The organism is Tunturiibacter gelidiferens, assembly GCF_013410115.1.
Lineage (GTDB): Bacteria > Acidobacteriota > Terriglobia > Terriglobales > Acidobacteriaceae > Edaphobacter > Edaphobacter gelidiferens.
Window position 1 is genome coordinate 351,010 of record NZ_JACCCV010000001.1, and the last position, 16,759, is coordinate 367,768.

Sequence of the window (16,759 nt, forward strand, 5' to 3'; positions counted from 1 at the left end):
TACTGATCGCTAGTGAAGCGAAAGCTCACTCGGCGTAACTGGCCGTAGCGCTCATTGAGTCTTGTGCCGAAAGCCTTGTGAGTTCCTGATCGATTGCGAGCCGTCCGGAACTGTCTGGTTCGGGCTAGTGCGAATGGCCAGTTGTAGCAGTGCACGAAAAAGGTGTTTTGAGGCAAGTTAGACTCTGCAGACACACGCACCAGCGTCGATGAGATTGTGAGCACTCTGCCGAGAGACTAATCAATGGCGGCGTTACGTTGCATTCGTTGGCGACATAAGAGTGTCAGGGGTAGCGGAACGATTGTATCCAGGGGCAAACTCAGACCGCTCGCCGTGCGGCTCTAAAGCGAAGCTCTTCCACATTGAGTTCTCCGATCGCCATATCTCGAAAGACTCTGTAGACCGCTGGTGTAATTAACTCGAACCCCAGCTCTTCGAAGCGGAAGACCTCGCTGATGAAGATTCTGTTTTTGTGCCAGATGATGTCGCAGCTGTTGTTCACCCGTCGCAAAAGTAGCCCCTTCGGGTACGTGAACTCCGGCAATTTGCGTGGCAGTCGAACGGAGCTGGGGTGGTAGAGACTGGTTGGGACTTGGTTGTCCAGGCCCTCATGTGGGCGCTGGTTATTGAACACGTAGCGGAAGGTTATCGAAGCGGCTCTGCTGTGCGCGAAGGGATGCCGCAGGAGGTTTAGTTGTGTCTTCCTTTAGCGTTCGATGCATCCGCTCGTGGCGACCGTTTTGCTGCGGTCGGCCCGCTTGAATGCGCTCATGCACGATCCCGAGCTTCATCCAGCCGAGCGACAGCTTCGACAGCCCTAACAGTCCTGTTCCTGCAAACGGTGCGCCGTTGTCTGTTCTGATCCGTGCTGGCACCCCGTATTCCCGCATGGCCGCTTCGCAGATTGCTCGGACCTGGCTGAGGTCCATACGCGAGACGATCTGGCAACGAATCAAATAACGGCTATGCGCGTCAGTGATGGTGAATGGATCGCAGCGCTTTCCGTCGCCGGTGGCGAAGTAGCCTTTGAAATCCATGCACCAAAGCTGATTTGGACCAGTGACCAGAGAGAACGGCTCAGAGCATGGCGTGGTGCGTTTCCGCTTCTTCTGCGGACTGGTCAAGCCAGCACGGCTCAAGATATTACCGAACGTACTAGCTGCCGGCCACGCTACGTCTGGTTGCAGCATCTCCAACCTCGCTTTGAGCTTGCGCGCGCCCCAGGACGGATGCTTGGCCCGAAGCACGAGGATGGTGTTCTCGATCGGCTCAAGCGTCGCGTGGGAGCAACTATGCGGGCGGCGGCTGCGATCCACGAGTCCTTCTGGCCTCGTCTCGTTGTAGCGGTTGATCCAGCGATAGGCCGTTGGACGCGAGATTCCGTACGCGCGACATAGGTCCGCTACCGACATCTCTTCCTTCTGATAACTCGACAAAAACTGCAAACGTTGATCCAAGATTCGACTCTCTTTCCAGGGCATACAACATCGTCGTGCGTGCCCAAATACCGAGCATCAGTAGCCGTCGCGCTCCGCTGTAAACCATGTCTCCGGTCTGTTTTGTAACGGAACTGCTATACCCGCTACGACGAACTGAACAATGAGACTCGTATACTTGGCGCGGAGTAATCGCGTGAAGGATATGAATCGATGAAGCTGATCTTCCTCTATGGTTTGCCCGCCACAGGAAAGTTGAGCGTCGCGCAGGAACTGGCAGCGATGACCGGCTACAGACTCTTCCACAACCATCTCACAGTCGATATGCTTCTGTCGGTCTTCGACTTCGGTTCGCCAGCCTTCGTCGCTCTTCGGGAAGAGATCTGGCTATCGGTCTTCGATCAAGCCGGCCTTAGCCAGCTGTCAGCCCTCATCTTTACCTTCGCGCCCGAACCGACGGTGCGGCCCGGCTTTCTTCAGAAGGTGCTGACTACGGTCGCCAAGAGAGGCGGTGAAGTTGACCTCGTCGAACTCGTCTGCCCGTTGAACGAGTTGAAGCGACGCCTGAATAGCCCATCGCGGCTTCAATATCGCAAACTGACTTCCGCCACAGTATTCGATCAAATTCACGCAACCGGGGGATTCGACGGATCTTCCCTGCCGAAGCCTCGTCTCTCGATCGATACAAGTCTCTGCACCGCCGCACAGGCAGCAGCTAAGATTGCCGAGGTACTCGGACTCGATCTGTCGCTGACCTAACTTCGTTCACGTGCCGAGGGGATGTCACTTGAGAGGTCTTATCGTAGCGCATGGTGGAAGCCGAGCGGACCAAGCAGGCCAAACGTCTGCAGAAGCCATACGATCACTGCGATGATCACCACCACTCGGATGATTTGTTTGATGGTTCCATCCATCGGGATCAACCCGATCAAGTAAAGCAGAAGGCCAACCACGATCAGAGTGACGATGACGCTAATAAGCGCGGGGGTGAGCATAAGGATTTCTTCCTCTTTCTACAGAGCTGGTTAGTGTGATGCGGAAGTGCTCTGTTTTGAGGAGGCGATGGTCAAAAAAATGTATTCGGCTTCGTTGCAGTATCCGACGATTGCTGAGACTTAGCGGCGAATCTCTCCTGGTAGACGGCTCTACCAATCGCGGCTGTGATGGGGGATCCGCCCGCAGTCACCTTCTGTGAGGTAGCAGCGGAGTATTCCAAAGAGCACAGTGGCCCCTGCCCCGATGATCATGAAGAGAACGCCGGTTGTAATTCTTCCTGTGAAGTAAGGAAAGAGGAAGACAGCAACTCCCGCGTACATCAGAATCGTAAGTAAAGTCCGCGTGACGCTCTTCGTCATTCCTCGACCTCCAGTTATACCCGCGGCCAATGCCGGAGCAAAAACGTTCGCATACGCTTCGCCACTCGAATCGAATCAAGCGGGACCGCGTTTCGCGTCACTTGCGCTCCGCGGTACTGCACATCCTACTCCGAAAAAATAACCTTTTGCTAGACTTTTTGTTTTTTGGGACGCTGCAAAGTCCTGCAACTATGTTGATTCTAAGATTCGTCGTGCGTTGGTCGCCGATCTGGAGTGCTCTATCCGGTCACTATCCCCATCGCCAAAATGGCACCGATGACGGCACTGAGGTCCTCGACGAGTGCCACAGGCCAGTCTTTGCACCCCAATCGCACCACGATCTCTCGGCGAATCAAGATGCCTGCAAAGGCCCCTATGAGGGCACCCAACAAGCAGAGAATGACGCCCTCGACTCCAGATCCATTGAGTCCTGCCGCCACGATTGCACCCACCAACCCGGCAAATACCAATCTTGCTATCAATGGGAACGGCGCCGTCCGATTTGGTGTCTTCGGCAGCTTGTCCCCGACGTATTCCCCCAGCGCCAGCACGGTAAAGACGATCGCCGTCACCACTTTTCCGGTCCAGGATGCCCAGCTGTCGCCGACAGAGAGCTGGCCCGCATAAGCAAACCAGCAAAGAACTGCCATCGCGGTCATCGTCCGAAGGCCGGTTACTAGACCAAGCAGGGGAATGGCGATCAACCAGGTCATCATTTGCATCGCCATAGCGCTCCCCCTTTTCTCCGAGACTCGAAGGCCATCAAGCCGCGACTGCACTTTGGCCAGCTTATCGACCACTCCCGTTAGTGTTCAATCGAAAACTATACTCGCAGATGGTTTCCGCGCAGCCGCCGGCGAACCAGTATTGTCACACTACCGATTGCGACTCAATCAGATGTTCGTTGAAAACGGTCTGGCTATAAGGAAGTTATTCGCCTTGCAGCCAACCGTAAAGCGGGAACTTCTCTGCCATTTCGAGCACCATGCCGCGAATCTGCCGCAACTTCCCGGGGTCGGTTCGGTGTTCGAGAGCCTCCGCAATCCAACCTGCAATGACGCGCATCTCCGGTTCCTTCATGCCCCTTGTCGTCAACGCTGGCGTACCGATTCGTATGCCGCTGGGCCTCATCGGCGGATTGGTGTCGTAGGGGATTGCGTTCTTGTTGACTGTGATCCCAGCCTCTCCCAGAGCGTGTTCTGCTTCAGAGCCGAGCATTCCCTTCTGGAAGACGTCGATAAGGATGACATGCGTGTCGGTGCCGCCGGAGACGATGCGGTAACCCTCTGCGGCCATTGCTTCTGCAAGGACCTTTGCGTTGACGACTACCTGGTTCGCGTAGGTGGCAAACTCCGGCGCGAGAGCCTCTTTGAATGCTACTGCTTTGGCTGCAACAATGTGGATGAGTGGGCCGCCCTGTTGGCCCGGAAAGACGCTGCGATCTACGCCTGCGGCGAACTCGTGATTGCAAAGGATCATGCCAGCACGTGGCCCACGCAGGGTTTTGTGTGTCGTGGTGGTGACGATGTGAGCGTGGGGAATTGGGGATGGGTGCGCGTTGCCTGCGACGAGGCCGGCGAAGTGGGCCATGTCGACCATGAAGTAAGCTCCTACTTTGTCGGCGATGGCGCGCATGCGAGGGAAGTCGAACTGGCGCGGGTAGGCGCTGCCTCCACCTACGATTACCTTGGGTTTTTCGCGGATCGCGGTGGCTTCGAGCACGTCGTAGTCAACGGTTTCGGTATCTTTGCGGACCTGGTAGCCGACGATTCTGTAGAGTTTGCCTGAGAAATTGAGTTTGTGGCCGTGGGTAAGATGGCCGCCGTGGGCCAGGTCGAGGCCCAGGATGCAGTCGCCGGGGTTGAGGATGGTCATGTAGGCGGCTGCGTTGGCCTGGGAGCCGGAGTGGGGCTGGACGTTGACGTGGTCGGCGCCGAAGAGCTGTTTGGCGCGGTCGCGGGCTATGTTTTCAACGACGTCGGCGTACTCGCAGCCGCCGTAGTAGCGCTTGCCGGGGTAGCCTTCTGCATATTTGTTGGTGAAAACAGTGCCTGCGGCCTCTAAGACTGCGCGGCTAACGAAGTTTTCCGAGGCAATCATCTCCAGGCCTTCGTGCTGGCGCTTTATTTCGTTTTCAATCTGGGCGGCGATTTCGGGGTCGGAGGCGGCCAGCGGGGCGTTGCGGTCGATGGGCATGGCGTTATTTTATGTCACGGGTTTTCGTATTTTTTTTGTGGGTGGAATTTCGCGTGGTGTTTTGTGATTTGCTGTGTTTTTGGGGGGTGTTTTGGGGAAAGAGGGTGTTTCGGCGTGGTGTTTTGGTGGTGACATTGTGGTGAGATGCATGGCTAATGTGGACGCCAGACAATGTACTTTTCGACGGCTAAGAATGTGCCACAACTTTCAACTTTATTTTTACGGGGGACAATCGGCCTGATCGCCATGGGGTTCTGGTGATCGGGTTGCCTAGAGAAAAAGAAAATTGAAGGGTGCAAGAGCCTCTGATTTTCGATTTCAAACGAATAAGGTTTTCGGGCGGGCATCCATTCGGTTGCCGTTGGCGTTCTTATTGTCAGCAGGCATAAAGCAAGCAGCAATGGAAAGGATCACCTATGCAGACCTTATATGTTGGAATTGCGTTTTCGATGATGGTGATTCTCCCGCTTCTTGTCGCCAAGTGGAGCGGAGCGCCGCAACGGGATCTTGAGTCCTTCGGCAGCAAAGATCAAAAGATCATCAGCTAGTCAGCAGAGCGGAGTTTTGAAAAGCCACGAACGTGCTCTAGTTCGTGGCTTTTCGCTGCGCGGTGTGAACTTGTGGATGGAAGGTGACGGATCTCTTCACCTGGCTGTGCTTCGGTTGCAGGTTGAGGTAGACTTCACGATCGCACCCGACGAGTGAGCGATTTTTCACAAACTGGATGCGATCGATTCTTCTTCTCACTGCTCGCTTCATGGATGGATCGATGGCCAGAGCCATGATGGAACAGTCCAAGTGCGAGAACCTGTAAGGGATCGCGGTCGCGCCGGCCCGTTACTGTGTAACGGCTGCCCTGACGGTAAGTAGCGCCGTCGTGCGTGCCTGCGTCTTCGCAATTGCCGACTTCAGGAGTAATCCCGCCCGAGTGGGAACGCAGACGCACATGGAGTTAAGGGATTTGCTGGTGCTGCCAGCGCGCCCGGGCTGGGAACCGATGGCGACGATGACGAGAAGGACGGCTATGAAGATTGCGAGACGCCGCGTGGAATTATCGGCTGATGGAGGATACGGAGGCTGTGTCATGGGATTACCCTCTGGCGGGATTATACGGAGGCCGGGTTATGGAAGTTCCATAAAAGTACGGCCAACTTCCATGGGTCTACCCTCTGCGAGCTGGAAGTCGACGAACTCATGTCAAGTCAACGCGGGGGAGGCGAAAAGATCGGCCTTTCACCTCGCTTAGACTTCTAACAAGTCTTATCACTTCTTATAAGCCGACTTATCGGACTGATCCAACAAGTAACTTAGTGATTCGCGAATCCTATTGGCCCTTGTATGCGTTTGTATAGCCCTTCACGAATGACTCACGAAACTCCGTCTTGAACTGGTCTTTATCCATCCCCTTCGGGATCTTCGCGTGAGCATAGGCCTTGTTCTCGGTAGGACGGAACGCCTGGCCTCGCGACACGTCCGCCTGGCCCTGGTTGAAGCCTGCGGCGTAGCCTTGACGAGCCACCATGTTGGGAGTTCCGTTTTCGGGATAAGCCATATCATAGCCGCGCGGCGCACTCCAGCTAGCCGAATCGTCGCTTTGCGGAGTTTGCGCTAGCCCAGCCGGCACAACGCTGAAAGAAAGTGCACATGCGAGCACTACACATGACCAAGTGTTTTTGCGAAAAATCATAACAACCTCCAGACGGGCAGCATTGCAGCGCTACTCACCTGAGAAAGTACGACTCTGTATGCATCGCCGGGGTTGCCCTGACCACCATCACAGGTAATTGAACTGAAGCACCTAAAGCAGCTTGCGAATAGCCGCTGTCCCAAAGAGAGAAGGGCGGTGGGAGACGGGGCACGCGCCTATTGTTAGCGATTGGCCGGTAGACAGAATGCGGCCTCAGAGCACACTATCGATCAGGCACGAGGTCTTATCATCTGCTTCGACTTTGAAGAAGTCTGAGTGTTTGCAACTAATTCTGCACCTAGAGGAGACTATTATGCCGTTTGCTCGTATCGATCTGCTTAGGGGAAAAACTGCTGAGTATCGCGCCATTGTGGCCGACGTCGTGTACCAAGGGATCGTCGATGTCCTGAAGGCGCCGGATGGCGACCGCTTCATCGTCATGAGCGAGCATTCACCGGACAATTTAATCTACGACCCCAAATTCCTCGGCTGGGATCGATCGCCTGACTTCATTTTGATACAAGTGACCAGCACTGTCGGAAATAATAAAGATTCAAAGCTGGCCTTCTTTCGATATATAGCCGACGAACTGAAGAGTAGGCTATCCGTGCGCCCTGATGACGTCATGATCAACTTGGTCTTCGTTGACCGCTCGGATTGGTCCTTCGGCAATGGCGAGCCGTGGGTTTAGCCGATCATTGCCTGACAGGGCTCGATGGAAAGCAGACGTAGACCCTCGCAGCCTTACATCGGCAGAGTAACGCCTTGCCTGCGGCGGCGCGGGCTGGCGTTTGGATTCAGAGCATTTATCGAGCCTTTGCTGTTTGGGGAGATTCGAGTGCCGGGGCGGTCTTTGCCTGTGCGAGATGCTTGAAGGACTTGTAGATGAAGGAGCCGAGGTACCAGCCGTCGATGTACTTGTAGGGGGTTTCGCCGGTGGTGTAGTGGCCGCAGGGAAGCACCTTTGAGATGTAGTCGATCTTGAGGGCGTCGAAGTTGGTGAGGACGTCGAGCGAGTATTTGAGCGGGAAGGTGAGGTCATAGGTGGCGTGGACGACGAGGACTCGCTTGGGGGTTGCGGCGAAGCGTTCCATGTAGGACATGGGGCTGACGATGGAGAAGATCTCGCGGACCTGATCCTGGGTGAGGCCGGACTGCTCGAAGGCAGCGCGGATGTGGCGGGTGCTTTGGCCGGCCCAGACGACGTCTCCGAACCAGGTGGAGGCGTGGTTGAATGCGCAGACTTGGAGGCGCTGGTCGAAAGCGGCGGCGATGAAGGCGTAGCAGCTGCCGAGGCTGGTGCCGAGGACGCCGAAGTGCTCGTAGCCTTGTGATTCGAGCCAGTCGATGCAGCTGCGGATGTCGACTACGGCCTGGCGGCAGGCTTCGGTGGTGCGGCCTACGTTGGAGCTTACGGCGTAGTCGGAGCGCTCGAGTTCGGCGGGGCGGCGGACGTCGTGGTAGGGCTTGGAGAGGCGGAGGCAGGAGATGCCGAAGCTGTTGAAGAGGGTGCAGAGGGCGTTGTGGGAGAAGGCGTCGGCGTTCCATTGGGGCATGACGATCATGGCCTGTTTGGGCTTTCCCTTTTGTGTGTCCGGGTGTGCGGGATACCAACGCGCGTTGACCTGGTCGTTCTCTGGATAGCGGGTGCGGATGGGTGAGGTGAAGCGGAGGAACTCGGCCTCTTCGATCTCTCCGGTTTCGGCTTGGCGTTTGAGTTCGGCATCCTCTTCCAGGGTTTCGGGGCGGACGTTGGTGGGGTAGAGCTGGGGGTGACGGCGCTCGAGGCGGAAGTCGGCGGGGGTTTGGTAGCCAAAGAACTGGTCAGCGCGGGCGACGATGTCGCTGTTGATGGCCGTCATGCGGGCAAAGTCGTCTGCCACAGGCGTGTCGCTGAGGTGCGGGTTGGCTGCACGAGCGAGCGGGCTGAAGTCCTCAAGCCAGTCGAAACCCCACTCGAGGGGGCGGACGATGCGATTGGTGTCGCGGGTGGTGAGGGCTGTCTCCCAGGAGTACATCCACTTTGCGTAAAGCTTGGAGAGCATTATGTACAAGTTTAGCAAGAGTGCCGTGCAAAATCGTCTGGCGCCGCCATGAGGGGAAGTTTAGGACTTTTGTTGAGAGGAGTTGTGGGCTAGGCTGTTGCGTAAACCTGCGTGCATCTGTTCGTCAGCCTTTAGAAAAGTTGAGCGGGAGGATGGTGTGCGATGAAGTCTTATCCCGTGCCGCTGCGAAGGCGGCCGCGTCCTAAGAGTGCGAAGCAGTTTGTGGAGAGGGCGAAGGAGTTCTTGTGGGATGCAGCAGGGAGGATCACCTTCTGGCGTCTGGTGAAGGGCTTCGTTGTCGTCTTTCTGTTTCTGCCGTTGGTTGTATATGTCGTTCGCGAGGTGAATCGCGACGTTCTCATCATCGATCCGTTCGGCGTTCCCAAGAGTCTTTCGGAGGCGGGCCTTTCGTCAGAGGTTATGGCGAACCGAGTGGGGGAGAGGCTGCGCGTTATGGAGGCGACGACAAAGACCCAAATGAAGAAGGACGTTCTTGGATCGCAGGGGGAGGAGGCGTCGATTCCGGAGGTCGAGATTCCGGGGACGAAGTTAGGCCTGAAGACGATCGTCGATATGGCGAGGAGCCTCTTTCATCGTGATCCAAAGCACATCGGCGGCGACATCGTGGTTGCCGCGGCGGATGCGGCGCCATCCACATCCGACCCGCCAACGGTCAAGAGGCCGGCGATGATAACGGTGTACTTCAAGCAGGGGAGAAACGGGAGCCAGGCGCTGAGCGGGGTTGCCGAGCGGGACGATGGGAACATGCTGGTGCAGCGGGCGGCGGAGTTGGCTCTTGAACAGGTGAATCCTTACGTGCTGGCGCTCTATTGGGAAGATCATCGGGAGTTCGACAAATCGATCAAAGTTGCACAGGCAACGGCCGAAGACGCGTCTCAGGATCTGCCGCACCGAGGGGCTTGTTTCGTTGTTTGGGGAATTGCGCTGGACGGCGAGGAAAAGCATGAGGAGGCGATTGCGGAGTACCAGAAGGCGATCGAGTTGGATCCGAAGGATGCGCATGCCTACTATGACTGGGGAATCGCGCTGGACGGCGAGGGAAAGCATGAGGAGGCGAGTGCGAAGTACCGGAAGGCGATCGAGTTGGATCCGAAGGATGCGTATGCCTACAGCAACTGGGGAAGCGCGCTGGACGGTGAGGGGAAGTATGACGAGGCGATTGCGAAGTACCGGAAGGCGGTCGAGCTGGCTCCTAAGAATGCGCTTGCCTACTACAACTGGGGAAACGCGCTGCACAGCGAGGGAAAGCATGAGGAGGCGATTGCGAAGTATCAGAAGACGGTCGAGCTGGATCCGAAGTATGTGAATGCCTACTACAACTGGGGAATGGCGCTGGACGGCGAGGGAAAATATGAGGAGGCGATTGCGAAGTACCAGAAGACGGTCGAGCTGGATCCGAAGTATGTGAATGCTTACAACAACTGGGGAAACGCGTTGAACAACGAGGGAAAGCATGAGGAGGCGATTGCGAAGTACCAGAGGGCGATCGAGCTGGATCCGAAGTATGTGAATGCTTACAACAACTGGGGAAACGCGTTGAACAGCGAGGGAAAGCATGAGGAGGCGATTGCGAAGTACCAGAGAGCGATCGAGCTGGATCCGAAGAATGCGTTTGCCTATGGAAATTGGGGCCTAGCCTTGCAAATCCTCGGTAAAAAGAGTGCGGCTGCGGAGAAGTTTGCGAAGGAGAAAGAGTTGGAGGAGTCGAATTAGTACTATGCGTGGGGGATTCGCTGCGATGCGGTTGGTGTCGCGGGTGTGAGGGCTGTCTCGGAGGGTACGCATGCGCCGGGTGGCGGCAGCAAGGCGTCAGATGATTCCGCCGCCGGTGGTACGCGGCTTTCGGTAGTTGAGGCTGGCGTGGTCAGGACTTGGGTGGTTCACCTTCGAGGCGCGGCCGCTCTGGCGCATGCGCCGGTCAGCCTCCTCCCAGGAAGGCAGGGTATTTTCTTCTTGCTCCCAATGTGCGACGGAGGCTTCATCGCACCAGTGCATCAAGTGAGGCATTGCACTCTTGTGCGCCCCTGTCGTCATATATTGGCGCATACTTTCGCGTTCGTCCCAAGCTGTCATGGTCCAGAAAGTCCAGCTTCGGTCGGGCAAAAGCGCACCGGTATGGAATCCGGGGGCCTTCTTGACCTGTCGAAGTGAGCGCACGGTGTAGATCGCAAACACGGGCAGGTAGAGGATGGAGCGAATGCGCAAGCGTGTGAGGCTGATAAAGATCATGACGGATGGCCTGACTGTCCCTATGCTATCCCGTTACACGACTGCGGTCGTCACGGTGCAGCCTTGTGTTCAAGTTGAGTTGATGTCGCTAACCATATGCCGACTTTTCGTTACTGATCTGAACTCGAGGAGCGACTCGGCGATGGTGAGTTCATGAGAAACGGAAATTTCGGTGGGCAAGGCTGCAACTTCGAAATAAATAGCGTCACGTCGCTCTTGACAAACCATAACCATATGGTTATGGTTTCAATGTGAAGCCGGCTAATGCCAATCCTGTGTTCCGCGCTCTTGCTGACCCGACTCGCAGGGCCATCTTCGAGGAGTTGACCCGGCAGGGTGAGCAGACCGTCCACGCCTTGACTCGCTATGCGGGCGTGTCGCAGCCTGCTGTCTCCAAGCACCTGACGGTGCTGAAGCGGGCGAAGCTGGTACGGCATCGACGTGCGGGACGCGAGACTCACTATCGCGCGCAGCCTGATGCGCTGGCGCCGATGGTGGACTGGCTGCGTGACTACGGCGCATTCTGGCGTGACCGGTTTGACAAGCTTGAAGCACTTTTGGAAAGGATGGAGCCATGAGCAATGCAACAGAGAGTCGCAATCCGGCAGAGAGTATACGTACGCTTGTGATCGAGAGGGTATTCCCACACCCGCCAGAGAAGCTGTGGCGAGCGCTCACGGAGCGCCCGCTCCTGGCGCAATGGATGATGAACAATGATTTCGAGCCGGTGGTCGGGCGGAAGTTCCAGTTCCGGGCCGAACCCATGCCGAATTGGAATGGTGTTGTCGACTGCGAGGTGTTGATCGTCGACCCGCTTCGACGCCTGTCCTATAACTGGGGTGTTGGGGGAGGCGAAGCCGGGCTTCAATGGGTGGTGCTCTTCACGTTGACTCCAGCGGAGGGCGGCACCCAAGTTCGCATGGAGCAGTCCGGCTTCGGTCCCGATCAGCAGGCAGCTTATCAGGGTGCAAACTACGGCTGGCAGAAGTTCTTCGGCGGCCTGGAACGTGTCCTTTGGGAGGTGGAATGACCACGAAGGCAAAAAACATTACTTATTGGACTACGACCGGACTGATCGCGTTCTTTATCGGAAGCGGCGGTTGTGCGCAGATGGTCCAATTTTTCGGCAACCCCCATGGCGTTGTGCCGGTGCTTGGCTACCCAATGTATTTCTTTGCCATCCTGGGATTTTGGAAGGCGCTTGGAGCCATTGCCATCCTTGTGCCGCGTTATCCGCGGCTCAAGGAATGGGCGTATGCCGGCATCTTCTTTGACCTGACAGGCGCGGCTGCATCCTGCGCTGCAGTCGGGGGTTACGGCGCTTACGGCTTTCACGTCCTCGCCCCGCTCATCCTTACTGTTTTTACAGCGGTATCGTGGGCGCTGCGACCCCCAAGCCGTACCATCGGCGCCCTGTTTCCTGCGACAAATGGCGAACCGGTGTAAACGCGTGAGCAGCGTTTGCGTATTGAGTTCTCGTGGGCAAGCTGGCGGGCTTGGTTGCACTGCTCGTCGCGATAGTCCCGGCACGAGGCGCGATTTGTCAGACCGCGCCGCACGGAATCGCAGCTTGCTCAGCTCAGGTTAACGCTTACCGCGAGGGTCATACTGGAAACACTGCTCGAGCGACACACCAAGCACGATTGCGACTTTGAACGCGGTCTCAAGAGAAGGCGAATACTTGTCTTGTTCGATTGCAATGACGGTCTGCCGTGTGACGCCGACTCGATCGGCGAGTTCCTGCTGGGTCATCTCGCGGAGGGCCCGGAGTTCTCGAATCTGATTGCGTATTGCGGGCATCAGAGTGCTCTCCGGTAAGCCATAATCTGCGCCGCGGTCTTCGTGATATCTGCGATGACCAGCATGCCAAAGAAGACGCTCAGGAAATGAAGTCCTATCATCCGGTTTTCTAATTCGAGATGGCCGACTGTGGAGTGAAACCACAACATGCCCAGCCCGAGGACCATGAGGGACGCGAAGGTCAGATAACCGGCACGATAGCCGCGCAGCTCAATCAAGCGATCGCGCTCGTCCGTTACACGGTTGCGGGTTACGTCGGCAATGACCGACTGCAGGATGATCTGCAATACGATGATTCCGACAATCATGCCTGCGACCTTGTTGATGGAGTTTTGCTGGTGCAGGAAGAAGTAGGGGCCGTACACGAGGAGCTCCGCCACAAGCGAGGCGTAGAGAGACTTCTCCCGGTATGAAAGGTTTGGCGCCATAGCAAATCGCTCCGTTGTCAAAAATATTTGACATTGAGAAAGATAGCGCTGCACTCAGGATATGTCAAACATTTTTTACAATTATTTCCTTTCGCAGGGCCTGCTTGGAAACGAAAGGATCGCGAAGCGGTCTGTAATGGAAAGAGGATGAGAGCGCTCTGGAAGCGGTCTATTCCTCAATGCAGGCCGCCATAAACACATGAGCGGTGTTTCCGCATCGTTGGTTTCCGAAGTTGCGATCTTCACCGCACTTCGTTGGAGTGCATAGCCAAGCCAAATGGAATTACCGTTTGCCAGGTCCAAAGCTTTTTGTGCTAGCTGTACGCTCTAGAGTGAATTCAATGGAGTCTTTGCGTACTGTGCGCATTTTCTGCGAGAATGCGTTTGGAAATCGATAGCTGCGTCGCGAACATCCGCCGGAACCGGCAAAGAATCAACTCCGAATCGTCTCGCACACGCACTGTCCGGGCCCCAGTTATCCCCATCCCCGCAACCTCTGGAGGCTTCCATGCGCCCGAATGCATGTCTTCTCGCACCCCTTGCGGTGTTCTTCGCGATATCCACCCTCACCGCCCGCGCCGACACTTTCAGCTATACCTTCTCCGAAGGTCATTTGGGTCATGACGCCTTCACTTACACAAGCCCGACGCAGATCCTGACGACCACAACGTTCACGCCTACTACCTGTACCGTGCAGGCATCACAGGCTTGCTCGACCGTCTCGTTCGACATTGCAGGCTCAGCCTCTGCTTTGATCATCGATGTAGCAGCGGGCGGAGCCGATTCGTTCAATGGTTTACCCGCGTCCTTCTTTACCAACATTGGCGTGAATACCGCATTTAGCCCCAACACGATAACTCTTACGGTCACCGATATTCCGTCCGGAGTTCCGGAGCCCTCCAGCCTGCTGCTGCTCGGCACTGGCGTACTCGGCCTTGCCGGGGCAGCCTGCCGCAAGTTTCTCGCGGCCTGAGATCGCCAAACTGACCACTACACGACGTTGGCGGAGGTTGCAGGTTACGCTGAGTGCAGTGAGAATAGGTGCGGGAGTTTGGAGCACATATGAAAAAGGCCGTCGCGGGGGAATCTGCCTCTGCATTCATCGACGCGAAGATCAACGAACTTGGGGACTGGCGCGGGAAGATGCTCGCGAAGGTGCGCGAGATCATACACAAGGCAGACCCTGAGATCGTCGAAGAGTGGAAGTGGATGGGGACTCCCGTCTTCTCACACGGTGGCATCGTCTGCACGGGAGAGACGTACAAGAACGTGGTCAAGATGACGTTTGCCAAGGGAGCCGCGTTGAAGGATCCTTCGGGGCTATTCAACTCCAGCCTCGACGGGAATGTCAGGCGCGCCATCGACATTCACGAAGGCGAGAAGATCGATGAGGCGGCCTTGAAGGAGCTCATCCGCGCTGCAGTGACGCTCAATCTCGAAGGCGAGAGCAAGCCGAAGCCCCGGCGAGCGAGCAGCAAGAGAGTCGACTAGGTTCATGGCGGCTCGGGTCTCTGCTACGGCCATATCTACTCCGGGAGGAGTTTGGGCATCTGGCTCATGCGCTGAGCGGGCCTGTGAGAAGTGGGATTCTCTGGGCGTGTCGTCGGTCCAATTGCCCTCTGCTTTCTAGTTGCTTCCCGCGTCTGACTGATGTCGGGACCTGGCTGTGGAGGTGAGCTTGCGCAGGACGAACTCCTGTATGACGCCGTTGGCCATGTCGGCGGCGATGTCAATAAACGTGGTCGAGAAGACCAGCCCCGGGCCGCGATTCGACTCTGGATAGTAGGTGTTGGAGAGGGCACCGGAGACGAGATATCCGCCGAGGCCTGAAAAGTTCGGCTGCCAGCGTCCGTTATCTCCTTTGCAGATGAAGGGCGTGGAGAGGGCGTGGAGTGCGCGCGACTTCTTTGTGCCTGTGCCCTGGTAGAAGTAGCGGGGATCCTGATGCAGAATGGATGGCAGGATGGCGCCGCCGATCAGGATGTCGGTTAAACCGTTGGCGTAGTTTGCGCCCAGACGCTGGCCGTAGCCCTTGGTGCCCTGCTGGTAGTTTGGGGTGTCGGAGGCTTGATCGATGCCAGAGACGAAGGCTGCGCCGGCGAAGGTGACGGGGTCAATCGAGGTCTTGAGAGCGAGTCTGAACTTCAGTTTGGGCGTGAGTGGCACGGCGTTGTGGTCATAGACGACGTAGAAGTTGGGGATGAATCCAAGGACGCGCTGCTTTTCCTCCAGCTTGACCTGCTCGGTGGCGAGTTCCTCGGTGGAGAGAAGCGCGTTGACTGTGGTGATCGCGGCTGCAATCTTGAGGCGAATGTCGGTCAGGTCCATGTACTGACCTGGCCGGAGGATGATCTCGGGCGAACTCCAGTCTGCGAATCCGTTGGCACTGACGGTGACATGGTAGGGTATTCCCGGAGTGAGATGGTCGAGTTTGAAGAAACCGTCATCGCCCGTCCTCACGCGCAGCGGATCGGGGAGCGAAGGCGTCTGGAGAGCGACCGTGGCTCCGGGAACGGTGGCATCATTCACATCGGTCACCGTACCGATGATCGTTCCAGTTTGAGGTTCTGGTGCGGAGATATGCTGGGCTACTGCGACACCGATGAGCGACATGATGATGACCGACATACTGAGATGAAGGAGACACAGGCGACGCCCGATACTCCTCTGGTGTCGTGTCTTATCGACAACTTGTTGGGGGACTTTTTTCACCTCTGTCACTCCGAAAAATAACAGTTGAGAATCAGCACCTCACCCTACCTGGCCGTACCGAACGACGTTTGGACACCTGATCAGATGCATGCGTCGCGACTTGTGATTCTGGATATCCAGGTGTGATCGTTCCGAGGCTTCGCTCTGCTTTGTTGGCGAGCGATTCCTCCTACCCTTGGTGATGATAGGCCCTTCGGTTCGCTGTGTGGTAGGAAAGTGGGATTTCGTTAAATCTTCGCTTGTGCTTGCTAATTGTGGGCCGCTCATCGGATTTACAGCATCAGATGGTATGTTCGTGCTCTATTTCTGAAGAAATTACCCTTCGGAAGAGAGAGTGGAAAATGTTTTCCTACTTTTGGCAATCTGGGGCATTCGACGGTGTCGGATGAATGGTAACGGGATGCGGCAGTAGCGTTGAAAACAAAGAATGACGGGCGTTTTAACAGCATTGGCAGGCCAAGTGCAACTATGCAAGATGTAGCACAGAGTTCGCGGAGACAGCGAAACGGAGGGGAGAGCTATATGGCAGCAATTACGATTTATACATGCGTTTGCGGGGTCCAGAAGAAGACCAGCAATCATTGGGTTCTGGCCAAGGTTACGTCGCACGGCGTTACATTTATGCCGTGGGATGCGGAGTTGGCGAGGAGCCGTGACATTACCATTCTTTGCGGTGAGGGTTGCGCAGCATCGATGCTGAGCCGTTCACTGGGCGATTGGAAGAAGCCTGCAGTGGGCGTGACCAGCGTTGGTTCTGTAACTGATGTCAGCGCGGAAGAGTACGAGTTGGCGGTAGCTTAGGCTGGTTTCCCCGGGGAGCCGCAAGAGGCGCTCTGCGGGGACTTCGTGC

The 16,759-nt window shown here is 56.5% G+C and carries 21 protein-coding genes and 1 pseudogene; 10 read left to right on the top strand and 12 right to left on the bottom strand.

Annotated features, from left to right (window positions below):
- Positions 1-319: 319 nt before the first annotated feature.
- A pseudogene (locus HDF12_RS01490) lies at positions 320-1,481 on the bottom strand (IS481 family transposase).
- A 168-nt stretch (positions 1,482-1,649) separates the two neighbouring features.
- Between HDF12_RS01490 and HDF12_RS01495 the strand changes: the two are divergent.
- Positions 1,650-2,195 carry an AAA family ATPase gene (locus tag HDF12_RS01495; RefSeq protein ID WP_179580674.1) on the top strand — a complete coding sequence of 182 codons (546 nt, stop codon included), beginning with the start codon at positions 1,650-1,652 and terminating at the stop codon, positions 2,193-2,195.
- Between the two features lie 38 nt (positions 2,196-2,233).
- On the opposite strand, the gene HDF12_RS01500 is transcribed toward HDF12_RS01495, so the two are convergent.
- The 4 genes from HDF12_RS01500 to HDF12_RS01515 all read right to left on the bottom strand — a co-directional run bounded on the left by HDF12_RS01500 (position 2,234) and on the right by HDF12_RS01515 (position 4,987).
- Entirely contained in the window at positions 2,234-2,431 is a 198-nt protein-coding gene (locus tag HDF12_RS01500; RefSeq protein WP_179580676.1) for a Thivi_2564 family membrane protein, read from the bottom strand.
- A gap of 150 nt (positions 2,432-2,581) precedes the next feature.
- Positions 2,582-2,791 (bottom strand): hypothetical protein, encoded by a 210-nt coding sequence (locus HDF12_RS01505; RefSeq protein WP_179580678.1) that lies wholly within the window; start codon positions 2,789-2,791, stop codon positions 2,582-2,584.
- Positions 2,792-3,030: 239 nt separating this feature from the next.
- Positions 3,031-3,519, bottom strand: a complete 489-nt coding sequence (locus HDF12_RS01510; protein WP_218892280.1) for a DUF4126 family protein — start codon at positions 3,517-3,519, stop codon at positions 3,031-3,033.
- Positions 3,520-3,721: 202 nt separating this feature from the next.
- Positions 3,722-4,987, bottom strand: coding sequence for a serine hydroxymethyltransferase (locus HDF12_RS01515; protein ID WP_179580680.1), 1,266 nt, complete (start codon positions 4,985-4,987; stop codon positions 3,722-3,724).
- A 416-nt stretch (positions 4,988-5,403) separates the two neighbouring features.
- On the opposite strand from HDF12_RS01515, the gene HDF12_RS22135 reads away from it, so the two are divergent.
- The gene (locus HDF12_RS22135) at positions 5,404-5,535 is read left to right on the top strand and encodes a hypothetical protein (protein ID WP_257025302.1); all 132 of its coding nucleotides are present in this window, start codon (positions 5,404-5,406) and stop codon (positions 5,533-5,535) included.
- 289 nt (positions 5,536-5,824) lie between these two features.
- On the opposite strand, the gene HDF12_RS01520 is transcribed toward HDF12_RS22135, so the two are convergent.
- A complete protein-coding gene (locus tag HDF12_RS01520; protein ID WP_179580681.1) occupies positions 5,825-6,073 on the bottom strand; it encodes a hypothetical protein in 249 nt (82 codons plus the stop codon).
- Between the two features lie 238 nt (positions 6,074-6,311).
- Complete coding sequence (locus HDF12_RS01525) at positions 6,312-6,539, bottom strand: hypothetical protein (RefSeq protein WP_179580682.1); 228 nt, start codon at positions 6,537-6,539, stop codon at positions 6,312-6,314.
- Between the two features lie 448 nt (positions 6,540-6,987).
- Between HDF12_RS01525 and HDF12_RS01530 the strand changes: the two genes are divergently transcribed.
- Positions 6,988-7,365, top strand: a complete 378-nt coding sequence (locus tag HDF12_RS01530; protein WP_179580683.1) for a tautomerase family protein — start codon at positions 6,988-6,990, stop codon at positions 7,363-7,365.
- A gap of 115 nt (positions 7,366-7,480) precedes the next feature.
- Here the strand turns inward: HDF12_RS01530 and HDF12_RS01535 are convergent, their stop codons facing one another.
- Complete coding sequence (locus HDF12_RS01535) at positions 7,481-8,719, bottom strand: alpha/beta hydrolase family protein (protein ID WP_179580684.1); 1,239 nt, start codon at positions 8,717-8,719, stop codon at positions 7,481-7,483.
- Between the two features lie 162 nt (positions 8,720-8,881).
- On the opposite strand from HDF12_RS01535, the gene HDF12_RS01540 reads away from it, so the two are divergent.
- Entirely contained in the window at positions 8,882-10,453 is a 1,572-nt protein-coding gene (locus tag HDF12_RS01540) for a tetratricopeptide repeat protein (protein ID WP_179580685.1), read from the top strand.
- Positions 10,454-10,549: 96 nt separating this feature from the next.
- Here HDF12_RS01540 and HDF12_RS01545 read toward each other — a convergent pair whose 3' ends face one another.
- A complete protein-coding gene (locus tag HDF12_RS01545) occupies positions 10,550-10,969 on the bottom strand; it encodes a DUF3291 domain-containing protein (RefSeq protein ID WP_179580686.1) in 420 nt (139 codons plus the stop codon).
- 251 nt (positions 10,970-11,220) lie between these two features.
- On the opposite strand from HDF12_RS01545, the gene HDF12_RS01550 reads away from it, so the two are divergent.
- The 3 genes from HDF12_RS01550 to HDF12_RS01560 are packed head-to-tail and all read left to right on the top strand — an operon-like array spanning position 11,221 to position 12,415.
- Entirely contained in the window at positions 11,221-11,547 is a 327-nt protein-coding gene (locus tag HDF12_RS01550; RefSeq protein WP_179580688.1) for a metalloregulator ArsR/SmtB family transcription factor, read from the top strand.
- Positions 11,544-11,999 carry an SRPBCC family protein gene (locus HDF12_RS01555; RefSeq protein WP_179580690.1) on the top strand — a complete coding sequence of 152 codons (456 nt, stop codon included), beginning with the start codon at positions 11,544-11,546 and terminating at the stop codon, positions 11,997-11,999. Before HDF12_RS01550 ends, HDF12_RS01555 begins: the two co-directional genes overlap by 4 nt.
- On the top strand, positions 11,996-12,415 hold the full coding sequence (locus HDF12_RS01560) for a DoxX family protein (RefSeq protein WP_179580692.1): 420 nt from the start codon (positions 11,996-11,998) through the stop codon (positions 12,413-12,415). Before HDF12_RS01555 ends, HDF12_RS01560 begins: the two co-directional genes overlap by 4 nt.
- 138 nt (positions 12,416-12,553) lie before the next feature.
- Here HDF12_RS01560 and HDF12_RS01565 read toward each other — a convergent pair whose 3' ends face one another.
- Entirely contained in the window at positions 12,554-12,769 is a 216-nt protein-coding gene (locus HDF12_RS01565) for a helix-turn-helix transcriptional regulator (RefSeq protein ID WP_179580694.1), read from the bottom strand.
- Positions 12,769-13,197, bottom strand: coding sequence for a hypothetical protein (locus tag HDF12_RS01570; RefSeq protein ID WP_179580696.1), 429 nt, complete (start codon positions 13,195-13,197; stop codon positions 12,769-12,771). The genes HDF12_RS01565 and HDF12_RS01570 overlap by 1 nt, the downstream gene beginning before the upstream one ends.
- Positions 13,198-13,705: 508 nt before the next feature.
- Between HDF12_RS01570 and HDF12_RS01575 the strand changes: the two genes are divergently transcribed.
- Together HDF12_RS01575 and HDF12_RS01580 are read left to right on the top strand one after the other, a co-directional pair.
- A complete protein-coding gene (locus HDF12_RS01575; RefSeq protein WP_179580698.1) occupies positions 13,706-14,170 on the top strand; it encodes a PEP-CTERM sorting domain-containing protein in 465 nt (154 codons plus the stop codon).
- 89 nt (positions 14,171-14,259) lie between these two features.
- Positions 14,260-14,688, top strand: coding sequence for a DUF1801 domain-containing protein (locus tag HDF12_RS01580; RefSeq protein ID WP_179580700.1), 429 nt, complete (start codon positions 14,260-14,262; stop codon positions 14,686-14,688).
- 135 nt (positions 14,689-14,823) lie between these two features.
- Here the strand turns inward: HDF12_RS01580 and HDF12_RS01585 are convergent, their stop codons facing one another.
- Positions 14,824-15,909 (bottom strand): carboxypeptidase-like regulatory domain-containing protein, encoded by a 1,086-nt coding sequence (locus HDF12_RS01585; RefSeq protein WP_373563828.1) that lies wholly within the window; start codon positions 15,907-15,909, stop codon positions 14,824-14,826.
- Between the two features lie 522 nt (positions 15,910-16,431).
- Between HDF12_RS01585 and HDF12_RS01590 the strand changes: the two genes are divergently transcribed.
- A complete protein-coding gene (locus HDF12_RS01590; RefSeq protein ID WP_179580702.1) occupies positions 16,432-16,710 on the top strand; it encodes a hypothetical protein in 279 nt (92 codons plus the stop codon).
- The last annotated feature ends 49 nt before the right edge of the window (positions 16,711-16,759 follow it).